Here is a 23,230-nt window from a genome sequence, read left to right on the forward strand (position 1 = left end):
AAAATGGTTTAAGACCATGCCGGTTATAAGATCTTTGTTAGGAGTAATTACTTTAATCCGGTCGCGGAAATTAAATACCAAATAATATGCCGGTGTCATAGAGATTATCCGTGCCATATTCTCTTATCAAGCTTTCCATAAAGAAATCATTATCATTTAGTTAATTTTCATATATTATTGAACCCATCTATAAATTTTGGAGAATCAAACCAAAGGGGTTGACCTTTTTAAAATTATTTGTTACTTTGCTGTCCATTAATTCATTCCATTCTGAATCCTCTATCCTGCAGAATACTTTTTTCAGAAAGTTTATTTGATTATGATAACAGCCGGATGCAGATGTATTGAGATTGAGTGGGTATTGGATGGGCATCATCAATCAACAATAAAAGGTGCCTGCAAAAAGCCTGAATTATGAAAATCCTCCATACCGCAGACTGGCACATCGGCCAGCTGTTTCACGAATACGACCGCAGTAGCGAACACCGGCAGTTTCTGGACTGGCTGGTACTCACTATAGAGGCAGAACAGATTGATGTCCTGCTGGTCAGCGGGGATGTTTTTGACATTTCCAATCCGGCAGCCATGTCGATTAAAATGTTCTATACCTTTCTTAATCAGGCGGCCAAGGTGAAACCCGGTTTGCAGATTGTAATTACGGCCGGCAACCACGATTCAGCATCCCGCCTGGAAGCACCGAAACCTTTATTGGAATCATCGGATATCCATATTATCGGGACAATAGAAAAAGATACAGAAGGAAAAATCAATTACGGGAAACTGGTCATTCCTTTATATGATTCTTCCGGAAATATTAAAACCTGGTGCCTGGCCATTCCTTTTTTACGGATGGGCGACTACCCGGTTGTTGCTGATTGTGAAAACCCTTATACCGCAGGCGTTGCAGCCCTGTACCGTGAAGCCTTTGATTATGCGGAGCAAAAAAAACAGGACGGACAGACCATTATTGCCATGGGGCACCTGCACACCCATCATGCCGAAGTAACCGATATGGATAAGAACGAGCGGCTGATTATGGGCGGCATAGAATGCATTCCTGCCACCGCTTTCCATCCGGATATTAAATACATAGCACTGGGCCATATCCATAAGGCGCAGAGAATCGGAAGCAAAGAACATATCCGGTATTCAGGAAGCCCGCTGCCGATGTCATTTTCAGAGCTCAATTATAAGCATCAGGTCATTGTTTTTGAACTGGCTCAGGAAATAACCTATTTAAAATCCATAGAAATCCCGCTTTTTGTTCCGCTTCAGCGGGTTCCGGCCACTCCCCTTCCTTTGCCTGAAGTGATGGCTTTGCTGGAACAGCTGCCTGCAGCTCAAAACAACTCAGAAGTTGCACCTTATCTGGAAGTCAGGGTTCTGGTTGAAGGTCCTGAACCGGCTTTACGGCATAAGATCGATATGGCAGTGGCAGGAAAGCATGTAAAACTAGCCAAAATTGATAAAATATATCCTGCTTCAGCTAAAGAAACATCCGAACTGATCACTCAGGAACAGCTCAATGAACTGGAGCCTGTTGATATTTTTGAAAAAGCCTATCAATCAAGATATAACAATACCGTTCCTGATGACCTCACGCAGCTTTTCAGACAGGTAACACAGGAAATCAGCAACAACACTGAAGAATAGAATACCATGAAGATACTTGCCATACGGATAAAAAACCTGGCCTCCCTGGAAGGCCGGACCGAAATAGACTTTACCGCTGAGCCGCTGTGTACCGCCGGGATTTTTGCCATTACCGGAGCCACCGGAGCCGGGAAATCCACGATACTGGATGCTTTGTGCCTGGCTTTGTATGGGAAAACACCACGCTACCTTCAGGCCCGGGAAACAGGAATCGAAATACGGGATGTTCAGGGAAGTACCCTCAGCCAGGGCGATGTCCGGAGTATTTTACGGGACGGGACCGCTGACGGATATGCTGAAGTGGATTTCAGAGGCATTGACGGACAGCGTTACCGCGCAAGCTGGAGTGTGAGGCGTGCCCGGAATAAAGCAGAAGGCAGCATGCAGTCTGACACCATTACATTGACCAATATTACTTCAGATACCGCCATTCCAGGCAAAAAGCAGGAAACGCTGAATGAAATCGCACGGCTGGTCGGGTTGAGTTTTGATCAGTTTACGCGTTCCGTTTTGCTGGCACAGGGCGATTTTACGGCTTTTATGAAGGCCAGCAAGGATGAAAAATCTTCCTTACTGGAAAAGCTGACAGGAACTTCCGTGTATTCTGAGATTTCAAAAAAGACTTATGAAAAATTTAAATCAGAAGAACAGAAACTCCGTGATCTCCATCTCCGGAAAGAAGGAATCATTACCCTTACCGAAGAGGAACTGGCAGTCTTGCTGGATGAGCAGAACGTTTTGGAAACCAACCTTAAAAGCTTAGAACAGGACCTGGAGAACCTGACAGCAGAAATAAACTGGTATGATCAGCTGACCCGGATGCAGGCTAAACAGGATGAAGCCCTGACTGCATTTCAGGATGCATCGGATGCAAAAACAAATGCCCTTAAGCGGAAACAAAAGCTGTGGGTAACTGAACAGGCACAGCAGACCCGGAGCTGGGCTGATGCCCTGAAAAATGCAACGCAACAGCATTCAGAAAAAACAGAAACCCTTCAGGCTCTAAAGGAAGCTTCTGCTGCCCTTCAGGCCCAAAAACAAATGCTGGATAGCCGGCTGTTGGATTCCGAGAACACCTTTAAGGCAAAAAACCAGGCACTTCTGGATGCTTTACCGATGCTGGAACAGGCCATGAAACTGGATACGCTGTTGTCTGAGAAAAAGGAACAGCTTGACAAAACAGGTATTGAGGCAGAACAGGCTTCGGAAAAAAGCATAAATCACCAGGCATTGCTCAATGAAAAACAGGCTGTATTCATTCAGCTATCAGAAGGAATCAAAACCTTAACCAACTGGAAGACAGAAAATTCAGACCGAAGTATGATAGCCGAAAACAGGGAAATTATCCTTTCTAAGCTACAGGATGCCCAGAAATTACTGGAAACCCTTCAGTTATCTACTGATGAACTGGCGGTGCTCAAAAGTAAAATTACGGCGGCAGAAACAAAAAAAACAGATCTTGAGACGCTTGTTCATTCCAAGAGGCAGGAATGGGAAGAACTGAAAAAAAGCTATGGTGACAGGGCTGCAGCATTGCTGATGACCCCTGTTGAAACCCTGGAAAAAGATAAAAAGGAAACGGATCGCAATATTGAAAATACCATCCAGGGAAAGGCTGACTGGGAATTACTGCATTCTTCACAGGCAGAATATGAAACCTTAAGCCGGAAACAGCTGAAAGACCAGTCAGAGTACCGGACGAAACAGAAAACTCTGGAACAGCTCGTCCTTCAGCTCGCCACAGAAAAGGTTCAAAAAGAAACGTCTGCCCGGATGCTGGAACAGGCGCGCCTGGCATCCGCTGAAAATATTGAATCTTTACGGTCTTCACTCACTGATGAGGAGCCATGCCCGGTCTGCGGAAGTACGCACCACCCATATGTGGTGCAGAATCCGCAGCTGGAAAATGTATTGTCAGCACTGGAAAGCATCAATACCGAGAATGAACGTATTTACATGTCCACATTCCGCCTGCATAATGCTTTGGAACAGGAATGTGAAACACTCGCCAAAACCATTCAGGATCAGGGTAAAGCCATCGTCACTCTTCAGGCTGTACTGGAAAACAGGAAGCAGGTCTGGCATCAGTCCGATATAGCAAAAGAAAGCCGATTTGTAACGGATCCTGAAAAGACAGCCTGGATCGAAAGCCGGCTGAAGGATCTGAAGGCTAAACAGGCTGCCCTGCAGGCAAAGATTCAGGATTACAAAGACCGTAGACAAGAGTTGGAAAAGGATAAAAACCTTATTGATCAGCTTAAGGAAACTTCTGACAGCCTCAAGGAACAGCTGAAAGATGCAGAAACGGCTATTATCCTGTTTCAGGAACAGCAGAGCAGCAAAATAAGGGAAAAGGATAAAGCGTCTTCCGGGCTTCTGGAGGCTGAACAGTCACTTTCTTCTTATTTTAATGCACCGGGCTGGGCAGAAAGCTGGAAAGCGGCACCTGCTGCATTTATAGAACGTATTGAAAACTTTGCTGAAAAATGGAAGAAAAATACAGATAAGCTGGAGCAGTGCGAGAAGAATAAAAGCATTCTGGGAGCGACCATCAAAGAAATGGAAAGCCTGGCGCATACACTTGCAACAGCGGTCACAGAAAAGACGGAAGTTTTCAGGGAACAACAGCAAAATTATCTTCATATTAAACAGCAGAGAGACAGGATTTTTGAAGGGCAGGCTGCGGAAGAGGCAGAAAGAGAGCTGAAAACAGCCGTATCGGATGCACAGGAACAGTTTGATATGCTTAAAACAAAGCAGCAGCTGCTGATTCTAGATATAACCAAAGCAAGTGCACAGCAGGAGGAACTGACCGGTACTTTGACCGGATTGAAAGCTGATATGGAAACAGCTTTCGGAAAACTACAAAACTGGCTGGACGAATATAATATAAAAAACAACGCATCCCTGAACATTGAAGAACTGAATGAATTATTGTCTCTTCCCCATGACTGGCTGGATAGCGAGCGTTCGGCAATACAGACCATTGAGGAAGAGGTAACCAAGGCCGGTTCCGTGCTGGCGGAAAGAAAACAGCTTTTACAGGATCATCAGCAGAAAGGAATTTCCGTACGACCGCTTGATGAGCTTAATATATTAATGTCAACGGCCAAAACGGAAGCAGAACAGAAAAAGCAGAAGAAAGGGGAAATCAGTTTCCGGCTTCAACAGGATGAAATGCATAAAAGCAGGATTGGTGACCTCCTGCAAAGCATTACGGAACAGGCAGCCGTTACGGAAAACTGGAGCAAACTGAATGAAATAATAGGCTCTGCGGACGGCAAAAAATTCCGCCAGATTGCCCAGGAATATACACTGGATGTTTTGCTCGGCTATGCAAATGTCCACCTGAAAGAGCTCACCGGCAGATACAGGATTGAACGTATTCCGGCCAGCCTTGGCCTGCAGGTGGTGGATCAGGATATGGGTGATGAGGTCCGCACGGTGTACTCGCTTTCCGGCGGGGAATCTTTCCTGGTTTCCCTTGCCTTGGCTCTAGGCCTCGCTTCTTTATCATCCAGCCGGATGAAAGTGGAATCCCTGTTTATCGACGAAGGTTTCGGATCCCTGGATCCCACTACGCTCAATATTGCGATGGATGCTTTGGAAAGGCTTTACAACCAAGGCCGGAAAGTCGGCGTCATTTCGCATGTCCAGGAAATGACGGAACGGATTCCCGTACAGATTAAAGTAAGCAAGCAGCAAAGCGGAAAAAGCGTGGTAGAAGTAACCGGATATTAAAGACACAGCAATCCGTAATCAGATAAAAATAAACACAAAAGTACCATTCTAATGAATATTTACGCGTTTTCCTTTTTAAAAGAGCTGTTTTTTATTAACTTACACTATCTGTTAAATGCAAAGCATCATCAAATCATTAATCAATGCACTATAATGTAATCAGTTTAACGGTCGTTAATGAAAGTATCACTTTATACAGTTAAAAGATGAGAACTGAAATCAAAACAATATTGGTAACGGTAGATTTTACTGAGAAATCTGACAATGCGGTTACCATGGCGGTCCACATGGCCGGGAGGCATCATGCACGCATCATCCTGTTTCATAATTTTATCAATTATTATGTTATCGACAGGAGCGGTAAGCAGGCGGTAGGCACTGAAAATGTTAAAGAAGCCTCTGATCTGGCAGAGCGGGGGCTCCATGAAATAAAGCTTTCCATACAGAATCAAAACAGTTCGCTGCATGTGGACACCATGATCGGAAGCAACAGTCTGGTCAGCAGCATCAATGAATGTATCGCTTCCGAAAAAGTAGACCTGGTGATTACCGGGACTTCGGGCAGGCAGAGAATAAAAGAACTTTTCCTGGGATCTGCATCGTATGAAATCCTGACCGGGGGCAACAGCTCGGTTCTTTTGGTTCCGGAAAAATGCCACACTTATAACTTTGAAAAAATCCTGGTTCCTGTACGGGTGATCGAGGACCTCCAGGAAAAACTGATCATATCCCGGAACATCGCCAAAAAAAATAACGCAGAGATCAGCCTTTTGGGAATCTGCAGCGAAGAAGATGTGAATGAAATAAAAGAAGCCTATAATTCAGTCTGGAATACGTTGTCAAAAGACACGGTAAAATATTCCACTTCATTTATACTGACTCATGAAAAAGCCGTTAAGATTTCGCAGTTCTCAAAAATAGACCATGCCGACATTATTATTCTTAATTACCATGATGAAAACAACTGGAAATCGGTATTTTCAGAGAACTTCTTTAAGCAGATCATTAATCACACCGATATTCCACTGTTCTTTCTAAAAAAAACAACAGGCCATCTGAAAACAATTCCGGATGAAAACACAGGATTTGATATCACCCTTCCTTCTCCGGGATAAATAACACCTGAAGGACACATGACATTTTAGCACAAAAACAAAATACCGAAAAATCTGATCAGTATTTCATTTTTGGCATGCTGGCAAAAATTCACTTATCAATTCAAGTTAAATACAAATTCTTAAAGTCAACTCTCTACAAAGATATTTTTTTGATATAAAATGCCTTTAAAATATAGTTTGGTCACACCGTTAATTCATAAATCATTACAGATGTTAAAATAATAAGCTCTATATAATCAATATTATTGATATTCTTTATGACCTTGTGCATAAAATAACTGTTTTTTATATAATATTTTTACAAAACAGTTCAGATTACACTACCCGATTCACGGCATTCTTTCACTATCCTGGTGCAAAGCAAGCCGGGAATTTTTAACCTTTCTGAGCTGCAACATATCCAAATTATATGCAGAATATTTTATGTTTCAGCCATTTACACTGGAATTTCGTGTATCAGCGACCGCAGCATCTGCTCAGTCGTTTCGCCAGACAGTACCATGTCTATTACTTTGAAGAACCGCGTCATGGATCAGATGCTTATGAAATCGCGCAACAGGACGGCATTTCAATTGTCTCCCTGTTTGTAGATGACCGGGATGCCGACCGCAACGGAAGATTAGAAAAACTGATTGACCGGTTTATTGCAGAACGGAACATAAAGGAATTCATCTGCTGGTACTATACCCCGATGGCCCTGGAATACACGGCTCATCTGGTACCACAGGTAATCGTTTATGATTCTATGGACGAGCTTTCAGCGTTCCGGTTCGCACCGCCCCAGCTTCTGCCGCTGGAAAATGAACTCTTTAAAAAAGCTAATGTGGTTTTTACAGGCGGACATACGCTGTATCAAGCAAAAAAAGACCGCCACCATAACATTCATCCTTTTCCCAGCAGTATCGATAAGGAACATTTTCAGGCAGCCCGGCACAACGAAGCAGAGCCTGCGGATCAGAAAAATATTCCCCATCCGAGGTTCGGGTTCTACGGCGTTGTCGATGAACGGTTTGATATCGAACTCCTGAGGGAAGTTTCGGAAAGGAAACCCGAATGGCATTTCGTAATCATCGGCCCTGTGGTAAAAATTAATCCGGATGACCTTCCGAGAGCAGAAAACATCCATTACCTGGGTCCGAAGAAATATGAAGAGCTCCCGTATTACATCAGCCACTGGGATATTGCGCTTGTCTTGTTTGCCCTGAATGAATCCACTGAGTTCATCAGCCCAACCAAAACCCCTGAATATCTTGCGGCAGGGCTTCCTGTTATTTCTACACCGATAAAAGATGTAGTCAAACCTTATGGGGAAGAAAACCTGGTATACATTGCCAGTGATGCAGATACCTTTATCCTGTACGGTGAGGAAGAGCTTGCCAAAAAATCAAAAACGGAATGGCTGATGAAAGTCGATGAATTTCTGGCTGATGATTCCTGGGACAACACTTTTGACAAAATGAATGTATTGATTAACAACGTAAAAAAAAGCAACGGTATCTATGTATGATTTCCTGATTGTCGGCTGCGGCTTTGCCGGATCAGTCCTGGCAGAACGACTGGCGAATGCCGGAAAAAAAGTATTAATCGTAGACAAGCGTGACCATATTGCCGGCAATGCTTACGATCATTATAACAAAGACGGAATACTGATCCATAAATACGGCCCGCATATTTTCCACACCAATTCCGAAGAGGTATTTTCATACCTTAATAATTTTACGGAATGGCGCCCTTACGAACACCGTGTACTAGGCAGTGTAGACGGACAGCTGGTGCCGATTCCTATTAACCTGACCACCATCAATACATTATACGGAAAAAACCTGACCTCTGATGAAGTGGTGGATTTTCTGGCATCAAAAGCCGAACAGCGGAAACCCGTGCTTACTTCTGAAGACGTGGTGCTGAATGCTGTGGGGAAAGAGCTGTATGAAAAGTTTTTCCGAGGCTATACCAAAAAACAGTGGGACCTGGATCCGTCTGAACTGGATGCCTCGGTTACCGCAAGGGTTCCTACCAGGACCAATAAAGACGACCGGTATTTTACAGATACTTTTCAGGCAATGCCGAAAAACGGCTATACCGAAATGTTCAAAAAGATGCTTTCCCATGAAAACATCCACATTATGCTGAATACCGATTACAAAGATATTGTTGATATCATTCCGCATAAAAAGCTGATCTACACAGGCCCGATTGACACGTATTTTGATTACCGGTACGGGAAGCTGCCTTACCGCTCCATCGACTTCCGTTTTGAAACGCTGGATACGGAAAATTACCAGCAGACCGGGACCGTTAATTATCCCACCTCTAATCTGTATACGAGAATTACCGAATTTAAACATCTTACAGGACAGGTTCATCACAAGACTGCCATAGTGTACGAATATCCGAAAGCAGAGGGTGACCCTTACTACCCGATTCCTAGGAAAGAAAACCAGGAAGTGTATAACCAATATAAAAAGCTGGCGGAAGAAACCCCTGATGTTTATTTTACCGGCCGTCTCGGGACCTACAAATATTATAATATGGACCAGGTAGTTGCCCAGTCGCTGGTTTTATTCAAAAAGATGACAAAGGAAGATGACGGAACCCAATACTAAGTACAGAAATCCTGAAAAAAATTTCCGGTCATTCATCATGGCCGGATTTGAATGTGCCGATCACCAGAATGCATTCGGGGAACGGGTTGATCTTATTGAGCTGACAGGGCACGACCGCTTTATTGATGAAGATTACAAAAGGCTTCGCAATATCGGCATCAATACGGTACGGGAAGGTATCCGCTGGAGCCAGGTAGAAAAAATACCTTTTCAGTATGACTGGAGCCAGGTGGAGGATATGATTACCTGTGCAAAGGAAAATGACATCGAGGTCATCTGGGACATCTGCCATTTCGGGTTTCCGGATGATCTTACGCCTTTACACCCTATGTTTGCCCGAAGGTTTTCGCATCTGTGCAGGGCTTTCGTACTGAAATACAGAAACCTCTGTCCTGAAGGCGACTTGGTAGTCACGCCCATTAATGAAGTCAGCTTTTTATCCTGGCTGGGCGGTGACGTCAGGGGAACAAGTCCCTACTGCATACACCAGGGATGGGAAGTGAAATACATGCTGATGAAAGCCTATATTGAAGGGATTGAAAGGATGAAAGAGATTGATCCCGGAGTACAGATTATGAGCACCGAACCGCTGATTCATATTATGTCTCCTGATCCTTCAGATACGGCATTGGTGCTGCATGCCAATGAAAAACATCAGGAGCAGTTTCAGGTGCTGGACATTCTCAGCGGGAAAATGTGTCCGGAACTCAGAGGAAAACCGGAATATCTCGATATCATAGGCGTAAACTTTTATTATGACAACCAGTGGACGGTTACCGACCATCAGTACATCCCCTGGAATGAAACGCCGGCAAGCCCGTTCTGGAAAAGCCTTCATTCGCTTGTGGATGAAGTATTCATCAGATACGGGAGACCCATTGTCATTTCGGAGACCAGCATGGCGGGAGATCAAAGGTATTCATGGCTGAAGATGATCAGCGAAGAATGCGCCTCTATGTTAAAAAGCGGCATTCCGCTGCTGGGATGCTGTATTTACCCGATTATCGACCGGCCCGACTGGGATTTCCCCCTTAACTGGCATCACAGCGGGGTTTGGGACATTAATAATCCTGAGACTTTGGAAAGGGAAATTCATCATGAAAGTCTTATGGCTATACAGGAATTCCAGGAAAAGCTGGCAAGATCGGAAGCTTATATTCTGGAAGAGATGTAATTTAGTATCATTTGAATTTTGGCCCTTACTTATCATATTCCCCTGATCAGGTATTCAGGGGGAATGTTTTATTTAATGGCCTGAAGAAGTTTGTTCATTAAGTTTAACCCCAACTCTTAAACGATTCAAAATTTAAGATTGGGCCGAGCAAAAAAAAGAAAAATCGGTTTATTTGTGCTCCTGCAAATGATGATGATCACGCAGAATCTTATGTGCATTAAATCTGCTAAACTTAAAAAATCAGCGGGAAATTATTTTTTGAAATCAATTTAAGCAGGCCCCTGAACTGCTTATTTAAAATAGGTAATCTATTTTTTAAGACATCTATAAATTAACCGACACGGCTATAACTAACAATACATATTGATTATCAGTAAATTAAACAATTTAAGATCCCATAAATAAAGGCATATCTTTAATTTTAACAGCCCGAATACAAAAAAATTGTTACTTTTGCCTAGAGGAATACAAAATTGTTTTTTATATTTTTACTTCGTTAATGACATCATCAGATAAAAAAACATCAGGAATCGCCTTATGAGAAAAATAATTCTACTCTTTACATGCTTATTCGGTATTTCGGCTTTCTCACAAATTAAAGTGTTGAAAAACGTTACACTGGTAGAAATCGGTAAAGACAACTCCGTAGGTTTATATAAAAAAGAAGATAAGTTTACCATCAATTATCAGGATCTGAATACGGCCAACCTGAATACGTTCCGGTCTTTTTCTTTCCAGAATATCAATAAAGACGTATCAGGCCTATACGAACTGATCACCAACGGGTTTATTGATACCCCGGAAGGCAACATCGTCCTGGAGCTCCCTAATGATATTGTTGAGCTTCATTTTGAAAAAAACTTAGGCCAGCCTACGGTTCAATTTATTCAGTACATTAATAAAAACAGAAAGTACGTAGGAAAATCCCAGGTGCTTAACAAAAAACAGGTCGATAAGATTTTCGGAAAGCTGAACGGCAAGGCATCACTCTATGACAAGACGGCTCCGACCACTCCAGTGAATCCTGTAAACCCTTCGTCCGCGTCAGGCACAGCAGGTGTCAACAGCAATAACAGCGGCAAAAACAGAAATCCCGGAAAATAATTACTATTTTTAAAATATTAACCTGACTCATTCTCCTGAATGAGTTTTTTTATTTTTATTTTTGCAAAAAGCTCATTATCTGTTATGTCTCTTCAAATACATCAATTAACCAAAAGATTTGGTGAACAAACCGCCCTTAACAACATTAATATTTCTATTGAGAAAAATGAAATCATCGGTCTTCTGGGACCTAACGGCGCGGGAAAATCTACCCTGATGAAGTCTATTGTCGGTGCCCTGAAAATTGATGAAGGCGAAATAGTTTTCAACGGTAAAAACATCACGGAACATGAAATCGAAACAAAGAAAAAGATCGGTTTCCTTCCTGAAAATAATCCGCTGTATCTGGAAATGTATGTTAAGGAATACCTCCAGTTTGTGGCCAATATCCATAAAATTTCCCCGGCCAGAGTGGATGAAGTGATCGGACTGGTAGGCATTACGCCGGAGAAATCAAAAAAAATCGGACAGCTGTCCAAAGGATACAAACAAAGGGTCGGGCTTGCCCAGGCCATTATCCACCAGCCAGACCTGCTGATCCTGGATGAACCTACCAACGGGCTGGATCCTAACCAGATCATTGAAATACGCAATGTAGTGAAAGAGATCGGGCAGCAGAAAACAGTACTTTTGTCTACCCACATTATGCAGGAAGTGGAAGCGCTTTGCTCACGGGTCATCCTGATCCATAAAGGAAATATTCTTCAGGACTGCGCGGTTGATGAGTTTAAAGGTAAATTCGGAAGCCTGGAAGAAGCTTTTGCCCACTACACCCAAACTGAAATTACGGAACCCGGTTATTAGTGGCTTTAAATTTGATGAGAATCAATCATCAACAACAAGCAATTAACAACATGATTAAAAAGATTTTATTCGGAGCGTTTTGTATCGTCCAATTTTCTGTGGCCTATGCCCATGACAACCCTTCATCTTATCTTACGCCGGAGACCGGAACCGGACTTTACCAGCAGGTTCCTAAATCTGTCATTATCAAAACGAAAAAGTTTAGGATAAAAATCGACCAGCAGCCTAACGGAAAGTATCTTTACCAATCCTGGGCAGCTAACGGAAAAATCACTTCAAAACCGAGCATGATCATCAGTGACGGAGAAATGATTCCGGACGGTACCGGAGGAAATTATTATTTTGAATTTAACAACAATGGCTATACCTACCAGATCCAGAGGAATTATCTCACGGATTCTGCAAATAAAGCACCGTATACACTTTACGTAAATGATCAAAATGGGAAAACCATTGTCAATCAGGATGGAAATGTGGTAAAATATTAATCCGAACTCTCACTTTTAAGTGGGAGTTTTTTAAAGCTATTTAAATATAGATAAAAGTTATTAAATAAATTCAGACCGTCTTTTGTGATGCAGATTTCTGTGTTACCTGAAAACAGCTTTCATTAAAGCTTTCCTTGGCAGCCTGGTATCCGATATTATAGATTTTTTCCAAACGGTCTTTCCTTCTTTCGAAAGTTCCGTAGCTTGATAAATCCTGGGATGAAATAAACCAGTCGCAATAGCTAAACTTAATTTTCTCGACCCGGTATGAAAGCAGGTCGTAGGAACGCGATACAATGGCTTTAATGGACTTCAGGTCATCAATTTTAATATTATGGGGTGGAGATACGAATACACCAATCATCTTATCACAATCTTCTCTGATGATGTCGGCAGGAAAGTTATTGAGCACCCCTCCGTCGCAATACATCTCACCGTTGATGATGTAAGGCGTGGTAATTCCGGGAATAGAGCATGAGGCAATAATGGCATCTACGACTTTGAAATCCCGGTCAAATACTTTTTCGGTTCCGTTCACCAGCTCCGTAGCAACAATCCTTACTTCTTTATCCAGGTCTCCCAATTTCATATCTCCGAAAACAGGATTAAGGTAATTTCTGAAAATAAGGGATGAAACCAACCCCGGCTGATTGAACGCAAAATGTTTCCAGTTGAAAAAATAAATAGAATTGAAGAATTCCAGGATTTCTTCAGGGGTTTTCCCGGCAGCATGGAGACAGCCAACGATTGAACCTGCACTGCAGCAGGAAAGGATATCCACTTCGATATTCTTTTCCCTTAGAAATTTTAAAACGCCTGCATGCGCAATGCCCTTGGTACCGCCTCCGGATAAAACAAGCCCGGTTTTTTCTGAATTCATGAAATAAAATTAAGAAAACAGAAAGAAAAAAGCAGGATTATTTTTCCAAATGTATTGATTTTAAAATTATTTTAATAAATACAGGACCTGATTCCCTTAAACCGGGACTTTATATTTACTGATCAAGTAAGCCACAAAAAGGTTAGGAATCCAGCAAAGCCAGGCTACTATAAGATAAGACCCTTCGGGATTTCCTGTTATGGATTTCAGCAACGGAAACCATAATCTGAGCGTGACCGCTGCAAATGTACAGGCATAACTGTAGATCATAAGGCATTGATGTTTTTGGATATTCCCTTTTCTGATATATAAAATACCACTGACCGTGCTATACAGCCACACACCACCCAAACAGATGAATCCCAGTGATGAAATTAATCCTCCATTGGCATAAATCCCCAAATACATACCGGCTATTGAGCTGATGATTACGGAGAACACATATATCTTCCCTATTACTCTGTGTGTGGCAGGATTTTTTTCTCTAAACCTGCTTCCAAACTGTCTCCATCCTATAAATAATGCCACTCCTCCCAGAATAATATGAGAAAGAAATGCACCTCTCCAGATGGTATTATGGGCAACTTCCGGAATCTTGGTACTCAGAAAGGTATGCTTATGGTCCAAGAAAACATAAATCAGCGGATATGTACCGATCAGTAAGGCAAAAATACAAATAATGACAAATAAAAATTTTCTCATGGTAATCACTTATTAAGTTTCAGCAAATATGGGAAATACAATGGACACGAATGTTCCAAAATGAAAGATGGAACCCATTTTATCGGTACTTCCTATCCGGTACCTGGCACTTTAACATGTATATATAATTATACCTGATTATTTCGGATCTGAATTCCGGCTCTTCAAAAATTCCCTGGGAGAGATATCCATATACTTTTTGAAATTTCGGTTAAAAGAAGTTTTAGAATTGAATCCGCTTTCATAGGCCAGAGAAAGAATCGTGAATTTTTCATTTTCAGGCAGGACAGCAATTCTCTTGAATTCCTCAATCCTTGCCTGTTGATATAATCATAAAAAATTTTTATTTTTAATGGTATTAATCGTCTGAGACAGAATATTAGGATGGACTTCCAGCAGTTCCGCCGTATAATCAAGAGTCAGTTCCGGATCTTTAAACTATGCTTTTTCTGCTTTGTCGAAATTATCAAGTAAAAGCCGGATAGAAATTTCTTTTTTCTTAGCCTTTGAATGTAATGAAATTCTAAAAACAAAGATATAACTAGGGCTTATAAATTACTTCCTATCGAGTCTGGAATCATATAACCTTAAAATTTCAATATATTCCTGATCTGTTTTTACCCATTTCATCTTTTCTTTTAAATCAGGATAGGTACTGATTATTTTTCCCAATTTTCCTTTCATGTCATTAAAAAAGCCTGAGTATAAAATATTTTTTTCTTTATCAACAAGATATCCTTTAATTTCAAGTTGCATACGAAGCGTTGGATTATAATAATCTTTATACCAGCTTATATTTTTCCCTTCATACATAATTTCGATTAATCCTTTCTCTTGCGGCAGTCGTTTTGAAGAAGAAAAATATTCATGTTTTATATTATTCTCATCTGTTATTTTAATGTATTCAACATCAGCCGGTTCTACCCAGGTTTCATTTCCACTTTCATCTTACATTTTCATTTTGAATAAAACTGTTGCAAAGTAATATTTTTTGTTCGTAAATCTGCCTACATTTCTCACTTAGGCTTTTATTGTATCATTTGAATTCTTCAACACATATTCAGCCGGAAAAAATCCCTTTATTTCCTGAGAAAACATGAAATTAAAACAAAAGAAAAATAGTAAAAAAATTAGTTTTTTCATGAGTAACAATTTAAAAAAGCCCAGATAAATCTGAGCTTTAAATATAATATTTAATTAGAAGCTAAATTCCTAGTTATTAATATACTTTTCAAAGACTTTAGAAAAATCCTTTTGAGTATATCTGTCGAAGCTGTTGGTATTCCATGCGAAAATATATTCGTTGATGGCCTTCAGTTCCTGGCTTTTAGAAACATTTTCCTGCTTACCGGATGCTACCGTAGCCACTGCTTTTACCAAACTGTCATTGGAGAAAGTCAGCAAAGACTGATTATGGTGCACCACCTGCTGAATCGCTAAAAGTGCTTTATACAGATCTTTCAGCTGATCGATCTGGCCTTTTGCCACGCTGATCATCAAAGGGACATTTCCGATATTGAATGAAATTTCAACATCAAGGTCAATAGTTCCTGCAGTCTGTAAAGCAACATTTGAAAAAGGAAACTGGTAATATTCATACCGTTTCAAAACCCTTTTCCTGTCTAAAGCACTTGCGCCGTCGATATGGATCAAAGCCCTGTTGGTAAAACAGTATTCATCCCTTTTGGATTTAATCAAAAAGAATATTTTCTCATTGTCTTCCGATAAAATATAATCATCCGAGTCTACTTTATCATAATCCTGGGACGGGATAATCTTACCGATATCCCCTAAACCTAATGCTTCCGCTGCTAATTTCTTAAACATAGCTATATTGAATTATCAGTTAGTCAGGGTATTATTAAATATGAATCACTTCACCGTAAGCCGCTGCAGCCGCTTCCATAATAGCTTCAGAAACCGTTGGGTGAGGGTGGATCGATTTAATGATCTCATGGCCTGTAGTTTCCAGTTTTCTGGCAACTACCGCTTCTGCCACCATATCCGTAACACCTTCTCCGATCATATGGCAGCCTAACCATTCCCCGTATTTGGCATCAAAAATAACTTTGATAAAACCGTCTGTATTTCCATTAGCTGTTGCTTTTCCGCTGGCAGATAGAGGGAACTTCCCTACTTTGATTTCATATCCTTTTTCTTTAGCCTGCTTTTCAGTAAGCCCTACAGAAGCTACTTCAGGGTGACAGTACGTACATCCCGGGATATTGCCATAATCAATTTTCTCAACGTGCATTCCTTTGATTTTCTCCACGCAGGTAATCCCTTCAGCAGAAGCAACGTGTGCCAGCGCCTGAGTCGGGATCAAATCGCCGATCGCATAGTAACCTGGTACTGAAGTTTCATACCATTCGTTTACCAGTACTCTTCCTTTATCCGTCTGGATGCCTACTTCTTCAAGACCGATGTTTTCGATGTTGGCCGCGATTCCTACTGCAGACAACAAAATATCCGCTTCAAGCGTGATGTTTCCTTTGGCTGTTTTTACGGTGGCTTTCACGCCTTCCCCGCTGGTATCAACACTTTCAACAGAAGCATTGGTCATGATTTCGATGCCCGTCTTCTTCAGGGATTTCTCCAGGTGCTTGGAAATTTCTTCGTCTTCTACAGGAACGATGTTCGGCATAAATTCAACTACCGTTACTTTGGTTCCCATGGTATTATAGAAATCGGCAAACTCTACCCCGATCGCTCCTGACCCTACTACGATCATAGATTTCGGCTGCTCGGGTAAAGACAGTGCCTGTCTGTATCCGATTACTTTTTTACCGTCCTGTGGCAGGTTCGGCAATTCTCTTGAACGCGCTCCTGTAGCGATAATGATATTCGTACCTGAATACTCGGTTACTTTGCCTTCTTTATCCGTTACAGAAACTTTTTTCCCTTTCTGAATTTTGGCCGTTCCCATGATCACATCAATTTTGTTCTTCTTCATCAGGAATTCAATTCCTTTGCTCATTTTATTGGCAACCCCACGGCTTCTCTGGATCACGTTCGGAAACTCGAATCCGGCTTCCACTTTATTCAGCCCGTAATCTTCAGCATGGTTGATGTAATGAAATACCTGAGCAGACTTCAACAAAGCCTTGGTCGGAATACATCCCCAGTTCAGGCAGATTCCTCCTAAGTTTTCTTTCTCGATAATGGCAGTTTTGAAACCTAACTGTGCTGCTCTGATCGCTGTAACATATCCGCCAGGACCACTCCCGATGACAATAATATCGTAGTTCATTAGTATAAAATTTTATGCGAATTTAAGGAAAAAATATGGGATGAGAAATGAAAAAGCAGCCTGTAAAAGCTGCTCTTTTGATTTTTAATTATTTTTTACGGTAAGAAACCCTCCAGACCACTCCGCTGACATCATCGGCAACAAGTATTGATCCGTCTGCGATCTGCAGGACACCGACCGGGCGGCCATAGACGTCTCCTTTTTCTTTGTCTGCGATAAAGCCTGTAAGGAACGGTTCAAAACTGCCGGAAGCTTTACCGTTTTTAAAAGGTACAAACGCTACCTGATACCCCACCAGCGAAGAGCGGTTCCATGAACCGTGCTGCCCGATAAACGCTCCGTTTTTATACTTTTCAGGAAACTGATTTCCCGTGTAAAATGACAAACCTAGAGATGCAGTATGACTTCCCAACGGAACATCCGGGACAATTGTTTTGGCGACCAGATCCGGTCTCTCCCCTTTTCTCCTCGGGTCTTCGTTCTTTCCGAAATACGCATACGGCCAGCCGTAAAATGCATTTTGTCTAACACTCGTAAGATAATCGGGAACCAATTCGTCTCCGAGTTCATCCCTTTCATTGACTACCGTCCAGAGTTCGCCTGTAGATGGGTTCCAGCTCATGCCGACCGGGTTTCTGAGTCCTGCCGCGTAGATTTTTTCTCCGCTTCCGTCGGGGTTGACTTCAAGAATATTGGCTCTTCTAACTTCGTATTCCATTCCGTTTTCACCGACATTGCTTCCGGAGCCTACGGAAATATAGATTTTCGACTGGTCTTTATTGGCAATCAGGTTTCTCGTCCAATGGTTGTTATAACCTCCGGCGGGAAGACTGACTATTTTTTTTCCGGGTTTTGTAATTTTCGTTTCGCCTTCCTGATATGGGTAAGCCCAGAGCCCGTCTGTATTGGCCACATAAAATTTATCTTTGATGATCAGCATTCCGTACGGCTGGTTCAGATTGTCCAGGAAAACAGAAGAGGATTCCGCTATCCCGTCTTTGTTGGCATCCCTGTAAAGAATAATCCGGTTGGCCGATTTCCCGCCGACTTCAGCATCACTTTTTCCGCTGATGTCGTTTTTGATTTTTTCCGCTTTTGTACGCTCGGAATTTGAAAGCACAACAAAAATATCACCGTTTGATGCCTGGATCATGTTTCGCGGACTTTTAATATTTTCCGCAAAGCGGGTCACAGTAAAACCTTCAAGAGCGGTTGGTGTTTTTCCGGCAGGCCATCCAATCACATTGCTGAACTTATTTTTAGCATTTTTCTCATCAGGAGCAGGTAATTTCAGGGTGTCTGTTCTGGTAACGACTTCATCTGTTCCCGGGACCGTTTGATTTTTATTTTCTTTACAGCTGAAGAAAAGCAGTGTGGCTGCCGATAGGATATATTTTTTCATAGATTGAATGATGTGGTTATGTTATCAACATTTTGCTTCAAAAATTGCAAAAACCGTTCCCTAAAAAGGAAACGGTTAGCATTATCTGGTTGCCTGAATTTTATCCAGAGCCTTATTTAACTTCAATATTCTGCTTCAACAGCAGATTTTTAGATGAATTCCCCACCATTATCCGATAGGTTCCTTTTTCTGTCACCCAGTTCATTTCTGAATCAAGAAACTGCAGTTCCTTCACCGGAACCTTAATGGTCACCTGTTTTGATTCCCCGGGTTTTAAATATACTTTATGAAAACCTTTCAACTCGATCACCGGTCTCGACACGGAAGCCAGAAGGTCTCTGACATAGAGCTGCACCACTTCGCTTCCCGCTTTTGAGCCTGTATTTTTTACATTGATTTTTGCAATGACCGTTTCATTTTCAGCATAATCCGTTTTATCCAGCTGTAAATCTGAAATTTCAAACGTCGTATAGCTTAATCCGAAACCGAACGGATACAGCGGTTCACCGCTCAGGTCATAATAATCATTTCCTCTTCCCGTCGGATGATGATTGTAGGTCAATGGCAGCTGCCCTTCCTCAAGCGGAAATGTAACCGGCAGTTTCCCGGATGGGTTTTCTTCTCCGAACAGCACTTTGGCCACAGCATTCCCACCTTCTTCGCCTGGATACCACACGTCTAAAATGGCTCCGACTTTATCTTTCCAATTGGTAGTTTTTATGGCAGAGCCGCCAACCAGAACAATTGTCACCGGTTTATTTAATTTGGAAACTTCATTAATAAATTCCTCCTGATTTCCCGGAAGGCTCAGCGAAGAGCGGTCCTGGAATTCCCCTTCATGGATTCCGGCGGCCACGATGATATAATCTGCCTTTTCGGCCCGGTCTAAAGCCTGGGTAAAATCTTTCCGGTAATCATACAGTCCGTAATTCCAGATCAGTTCTATATTGGCTTCGCCCCTGTTTTCACGGAACTCAATGGTAAGATCGTATTTCCGGCCTTTCACAAAATCCATATCAGCCGTTTTGGTTGAATAGCTCAGCTTTTCCCAGTTGTCAATCATCAGGTTTCCATCAACATACAGCCTGAAACCGTCGTTTCCGCGCAATCCAAGCTGGTATTTCCCTGAATCCGGGGCTTCCAGTTGTCCTGTCCATCGGATACTGTAATGGTCCGGCTTCAGTTTTTCAGGATCCGGAGAATATAGAGTCCATTTGAAATTAATCTGTCCGTCCTGCTTTTCAAATGCCGGATTTCCTTTTAAATCAGAATTGGAAAAATAATGTCCTTTTAATCCTTTCTGATTTTTCGATGACAGAAATTCTGAGGGAACAGTAGCAAACTTTTTCAAATCCCAGTCGGTTCCTTTTGAATAGGTGACTTCAGTGTTTTTATCCTTTACAAAATTTTTAATCCCGTCCAGGATGCTCACTTTTTTATTTCCTGGCCCGGAATAACCACCCAGTCTCGCATCGGCAGCGTCTGTTCCGATCACCAGGATCTTTTTCATTTTATCAGAAACCGGTAGGGTCCGGTTGTTATTTTGAAGCAGAACAAAGGATTCAACAGCCGCTTTTTCAGCAAGCGGCTTGTGGTTGATTTTCTTCAATGCTGCAATAGCTGCTTCGGAAACGTAAGGATTTTCAAATAATCCCAATTCAAATTTCGCCCTTAAAACCCTTGAAACGGCATCATCAATCCGTTCTTTTGAAATCCTGCCGTCCAGAAACGGAGGCATAAACAATTGGTAATGCTGATATTCGGTCTGGAAAATCACGTCCAGTCCCGCATTGATCGCCTGGGCAGAAGCATCATCATAATCCTTCGCCGTAAAATGCAGTACATTGGCACCGCCTACTGCACTCGCATCACTGATCACAAATCCTTTGAAATCCCATTCTTTCTTCAGCTTTTCGGTCAGCAGCCAGTGATTGGCCGTTGAAGGCCTCCCGTCCAGCAGATTGTATGAGGTCATCACCGATCTGCTCTTTCCTTCTTTAAACGCTTTTTTAAAAGGGATTAAATGGGTTTCCTCCAGATACCTTTGGCTCCAGTGAATGGGATAAGAATCCCTTCCGCCTTCCCCGACGTTGGCCAAAAAGTGCTTTGGGGTGGTAATGATGCCCTGGTTTTCAAAAGAGCTGACAAAATTTACTGCCATGACCGAAGTCAGAAAAGGATCTTCGCCATACGTCTCCTCCGTTCTTCCCCAACGGACATCGCTTACAAGATTGACAACCGGCGTCAGAATCTGCCGTATGCCTCTCAGTCTGGATTCCTTGGCAATCGCACCCGAAATTTCTTTCATCAATTCAGGATTGAAGGTTGCCGATAAACCCATCGCCTGCGGAAAGGCGGTGGCGCCTTCCCGCATCAGCCCGTGCAGTGCTTCATCAAAAGGGATAATCGGGATGCCCAGCCTGGATTCTTCCACGAAATATTTCTGGATCGCATTGATTTTCTTGGCCAGCCTTTCCGCATCTTCATTGGCATTATAGGTTAGAATCTGCCCCGCTGCCCCGCCGCCCTGATTTCCGGCACTCACCTGCAATCCGAAAATCCCGTGGGCATATTGGCCTTTCGGTACGTTATCCAGATCCCCGGGGATCATAAAACACTGCCAGAACTTCTCTTCCGGTGTCATTCGTTGAAGTAAATCCTGAACCCTAACTTCTACAGGCTGTTTCGGATCTTTATACAAAGGTCTCTGGGCGGAAGTCAGAACAGAACCCAACAATGAAATTCCGATGAATATGGAGTTTAATTTCATGATTGTGTCAGCTGGATTACGGTTGAATATTTTAACTGGGATCTTTCTTCAGGGATCTTTATTTCAACTGAGTTTCCGGATTTCTTCCATTGAATCTTACCCGGAATTCCTAAAACTTTTACAGCCCGGGGTTTAAAATTCTCAGGAATAGTAAATCTTAACGTTGCGGGAGTCTGGTAATCTGCTTTATCATCCAGATGAAAAACATTCACTGTTTTTCTGTCTTTGCTTTGGGTATAATAAAAATCCCCTTCCTGATACGGTGATACGCTTCTTGTGGCAAAAACCGCCGACCGGTTCGTCTCCATCCAGCCGGATATTTCTTTTAACCGCTCATACACCACCGGGTCATAATCACCGTTCGGTCCGGGTGCAATATTCATCAGGTAATTCCCGCCTTTTGAAATGATTTTGATTAAGGTTTCTATGATTTTCTGAGACGTTTTGTAATTATCATTTGGAACATACGAAAAGGAATCACCCATCGTGATACAGCTTTCCCACGGGATGGAAAGGGTCTGTTCCGGAACAGCCTGTTCGGGCGTGACGTAATTTTCCCATTTTCCGGGAACGGTACGGTCTACCACGATGATTCCGGGCTGGTTTTTGCGGGCCATTGCCCCGATTTTATCCATGTCAATATCCTGCTCCACCTTGATTGTTCTCTGCCATTCCACTTTCGGGTCGATGGTATAAAACGGCCGGACCCAGCCTCCGTCCAACCACAGGATATCGATTTTGCCATAGTTGGAGGTGATTTCGTTAAGCTGGTTAAAGGTAAACTTTTTGAAATTCTCCCATCGTTCAGGATACTTTTTCGGATCGTAATTGACGTTCCGGTCTTTCGGCGGGAAGTACGGCCACCAGTAATCATCGGAATGCCAGTCGGGTTTTGAAAAATAGGCACCTATCTTAAATCCTTCTTTTCTGAAGGCACTGAAGATTTCTTTGGTTACATCCGCCTTGGGATTTTTGGAAAAAGGTGTTTTTGGAGACGTGATTTTGTAATCAGATTGCCGGGTATCAAACATCGCGAAACCGTCGTGATGCTTGGTCGTGAACACCACATACTTAATCCCTGCTTTTCTGGCTGCATCTGCCCATTTTTGAGGATTGAACTGTACCGGATTGAAAGTAGTCTGAAGATTTTCGTAATTCTTCACATATTCATCATATGATGCTCCGTGCTCAGCTTTTCTTTGGGTCCACGATTCATCTTCCGGGCATAAGCTCCAGCTTTCCACAACCCCCCACTGGCTGTAGGTTCCCCAATGCATGAACAGCCCGAATTTCAGATCCTGCCATTCTTCAAGATTCTGTACCACCAGCGGATCATCCGGTTTTTGGTAACCTTCGGAAACCTTGTGCGCCTGTGAAAATAAAGCAGAGGACAGGAATAAGGATGAGAGGAATGCGGTTTTAGTTTTTTGCTGGATTGACATCAATGTTTAGTTTGCGCTAATTTAATCATCATTTGATGAAACGGCAAAACTTTAATCTGGGATGTGTGAAAGCTTCTTTTTTAATTTTATATAATT

General features: G+C 42.3%; 17 protein-coding genes and 1 pseudogene. 9 read left to right on the forward strand and 9 right to left on the reverse strand.

Going from position 1 to position 23,230, the window contains the following annotated elements; genetic code table 11:
• The first annotated feature begins 414 nt into the window (after window positions 1-414).
• The 9 genes from H561_RS0105250 (at window position 415) to H561_RS22095 (ending at window position 12,688) form a co-directional block, all read left to right on the forward strand.
• Window positions 415-1,653, forward strand: coding sequence for an exonuclease SbcCD subunit D C-terminal domain-containing protein (locus H561_RS0105250; RefSeq protein WP_027386054.1), 1,239 nt, complete (start codon window positions 415-417; stop codon window positions 1,651-1,653).
• Between the two features lie 6 nt (window positions 1,654-1,659).
• A complete protein-coding gene (locus H561_RS0105255; RefSeq protein WP_027386055.1) occupies window positions 1,660-5,394 on the forward strand; it encodes an AAA family ATPase in 3,735 nt (1,244 codons plus the stop codon).
• 206 nt (window positions 5,395-5,600) lie between these two features.
• A complete protein-coding gene (locus H561_RS0105260) occupies window positions 5,601-6,509 on the forward strand; it encodes a universal stress protein (protein WP_027386056.1) in 909 nt (302 codons plus the stop codon).
• 412 nt (window positions 6,510-6,921) lie between these two features.
• Complete coding sequence (locus tag H561_RS22090) at window positions 6,922-8,019, forward strand: glycosyltransferase family 1 protein (protein WP_034761450.1); 1,098 nt, start codon at window positions 6,922-6,924, stop codon at window positions 8,017-8,019.
• Window positions 8,012-9,118, forward strand: a complete 1,107-nt coding sequence (gene glf / locus H561_RS0105270; protein ID WP_027386057.1) for a UDP-galactopyranose mutase — start codon at window positions 8,012-8,014, stop codon at window positions 9,116-9,118. The genes H561_RS22090 and glf overlap by 8 nt, the downstream gene beginning before the upstream one ends.
• A complete protein-coding gene (locus H561_RS0105275; RefSeq protein ID WP_027386058.1) occupies window positions 9,099-10,292 on the forward strand; it encodes an amine oxidase in 1,194 nt (397 codons plus the stop codon). Before glf ends, H561_RS0105275 begins: the two co-directional genes overlap by 20 nt.
• Window positions 10,293-10,892: 600 nt before the next feature.
• On the forward strand, window positions 10,893-11,396 hold the full coding sequence (locus H561_RS0105285; RefSeq protein ID WP_228372231.1) for a hypothetical protein: 504 nt from the start codon (window positions 10,893-10,895) through the stop codon (window positions 11,394-11,396).
• 84 nt (window positions 11,397-11,480) lie between these two features.
• A complete protein-coding gene (locus H561_RS0105290; protein WP_027386060.1) occupies window positions 11,481-12,200 on the forward strand; it encodes an ABC transporter ATP-binding protein in 720 nt (239 codons plus the stop codon).
• Between the two features lie 50 nt (window positions 12,201-12,250).
• A complete protein-coding gene (locus H561_RS22095) occupies window positions 12,251-12,688 on the forward strand; it encodes a hypothetical protein (RefSeq protein WP_027386061.1) in 438 nt (145 codons plus the stop codon).
• A 70-nt stretch (window positions 12,689-12,758) separates the two neighbouring features.
• On the opposite strand, the gene H561_RS0105300 is transcribed toward H561_RS22095, so the two are convergent.
• The 9 genes and pseudogenes from H561_RS0105300 to H561_RS0105335 form a co-directional block, all read right to left on the reverse strand.
• Window positions 12,759-13,568, reverse strand: a complete 810-nt coding sequence (locus H561_RS0105300; RefSeq protein ID WP_027386062.1) for a patatin-like phospholipase family protein — start codon at window positions 13,566-13,568, stop codon at window positions 12,759-12,761.
• A gap of 96 nt (window positions 13,569-13,664) precedes the next feature.
• Window positions 13,665-14,270, reverse strand: a complete 606-nt coding sequence (locus H561_RS0105305; protein ID WP_027386063.1) for a DUF2306 domain-containing protein — start codon at window positions 14,268-14,270, stop codon at window positions 13,665-13,667.
• Window positions 14,271-14,408: 138 nt separating this feature from the next.
• Window positions 14,409-14,585 (reverse strand): annotated as a pseudogene (locus H561_RS24265) (helix-turn-helix domain-containing protein); the annotation flags it as partial.
• A gap of 240 nt (window positions 14,586-14,825) precedes the next feature.
• On the reverse strand, window positions 14,826-15,083 hold the full coding sequence (locus tag H561_RS0105310) for a hypothetical protein (RefSeq protein ID WP_027386064.1): 258 nt from the start codon (window positions 15,081-15,083) through the stop codon (window positions 14,826-14,828).
• A 399-nt stretch (window positions 15,084-15,482) separates the two neighbouring features.
• Window positions 15,483-16,097: a PH domain-containing protein gene (locus tag H561_RS0105315; protein ID WP_027386065.1), complete on the reverse strand. Its 615-nt coding sequence runs from the start codon at window positions 16,095-16,097 to the stop codon at window positions 15,483-15,485.
• Window positions 16,098-16,131: 34 nt separating this feature from the next.
• Window positions 16,132-17,520, reverse strand: a complete 1,389-nt coding sequence (gene lpdA, locus H561_RS0105320) for a dihydrolipoyl dehydrogenase (protein WP_034761452.1) — start codon at window positions 17,518-17,520, stop codon at window positions 16,132-16,134.
• Window positions 17,521-17,608: 88 nt separating this feature from the next.
• Complete coding sequence (locus H561_RS0105325) at window positions 17,609-18,922, reverse strand: PQQ-dependent sugar dehydrogenase (RefSeq protein ID WP_027386067.1); 1,314 nt, start codon at window positions 18,920-18,922, stop codon at window positions 17,609-17,611.
• 112 nt (window positions 18,923-19,034) lie between these two features.
• Window positions 19,035-21,692: a glycoside hydrolase family 3 N-terminal domain-containing protein gene (locus H561_RS0105330; RefSeq protein WP_027386068.1), complete on the reverse strand. Its 2,658-nt coding sequence runs from the start codon at window positions 21,690-21,692 to the stop codon at window positions 19,035-19,037.
• On the reverse strand, window positions 21,689-23,134 hold the full coding sequence (locus tag H561_RS0105335; RefSeq protein WP_027386069.1) for an alpha-L-fucosidase: 1,446 nt from the start codon (window positions 23,132-23,134) through the stop codon (window positions 21,689-21,691). The genes H561_RS0105330 and H561_RS0105335 overlap by 4 nt, the downstream gene beginning before the upstream one ends.
• Between the last annotated feature and the right edge of the window lie 96 nt (window positions 23,135-23,230).

The organism is Chryseobacterium gregarium DSM 19109 (assembly GCF_000430845.1).
In the GTDB taxonomy this organism is placed as follows: domain Bacteria; phylum Bacteroidota; class Bacteroidia; order Flavobacteriales; family Weeksellaceae; genus Chryseobacterium; species Chryseobacterium gregarium.

Coding starts and splice junctions, on each gene's coding strand:
- H561_RS0105290 (WP_027386060.1), top strand. CDS start 11,481: ATGTCTCTTCAAATACATCAATTAACCAAAAGATTTGGTGAACAAACC.
- H561_RS0105330 (WP_027386068.1), bottom strand. CDS start 21,692: ATGAAATTAAACTCCATATTCATCGGAATTTCATTGTTGGGTTCTGTT.
- H561_RS0105325 (WP_027386067.1), bottom strand. CDS start 18,922: ATGAAAAAATATATCCTATCGGCAGCCACACTGCTTTTCTTCAGCTGT.
- H561_RS0105250 (WP_027386054.1), top strand. CDS start 415: ATGAAAATCCTCCATACCGCAGACTGGCACATCGGCCAGCTGTTTCAC.
- H561_RS0105305 (WP_027386063.1), bottom strand. CDS start 14,270: ATGAGAAAATTTTTATTTGTCATTATTTGTATTTTTGCCTTACTGATC.
- H561_RS0105335 (WP_027386069.1), bottom strand. CDS start 23,134: ATGTCAATCCAGCAAAAAACTAAAACCGCATTCCTCTCATCCTTATTC.
- H561_RS0105310 (WP_027386064.1), bottom strand. CDS start 15,083: ATGTATGAAGGGAAAAATATAAGCTGGTATAAAGATTATTATAATCCA.
- H561_RS22090 (WP_034761450.1), top strand. CDS start 6,922: ATGCAGAATATTTTATGTTTCAGCCATTTACACTGGAATTTCGTGTAT.
- H561_RS0105315 (WP_027386065.1), bottom strand. CDS start 16,097: ATGTTTAAGAAATTAGCAGCGGAAGCATTAGGTTTAGGGGATATCGGT.
- H561_RS22095 (WP_027386061.1), top strand. CDS start 12,251: ATGATTAAAAAGATTTTATTCGGAGCGTTTTGTATCGTCCAATTTTCT.
- H561_RS0105275 (WP_027386058.1), top strand. CDS start 9,099: ATGACGGAACCCAATACTAAGTACAGAAATCCTGAAAAAAATTTCCGG.
- lpdA (WP_034761452.1), bottom strand. CDS start 17,520: ATGAACTACGATATTATTGTCATCGGGAGTGGTCCTGGCGGATATGTT.
- glf (WP_027386057.1), top strand. CDS start 8,012: ATGTATGATTTCCTGATTGTCGGCTGCGGCTTTGCCGGATCAGTCCTG.
- H561_RS0105255 (WP_027386055.1), top strand. CDS start 1,660: ATGAAGATACTTGCCATACGGATAAAAAACCTGGCCTCCCTGGAAGGC.
- H561_RS0105260 (WP_027386056.1), top strand. CDS start 5,601: ATGAGAACTGAAATCAAAACAATATTGGTAACGGTAGATTTTACTGAG.
- H561_RS0105300 (WP_027386062.1), bottom strand. CDS start 13,568: ATGAATTCAGAAAAAACCGGGCTTGTTTTATCCGGAGGCGGTACCAAG.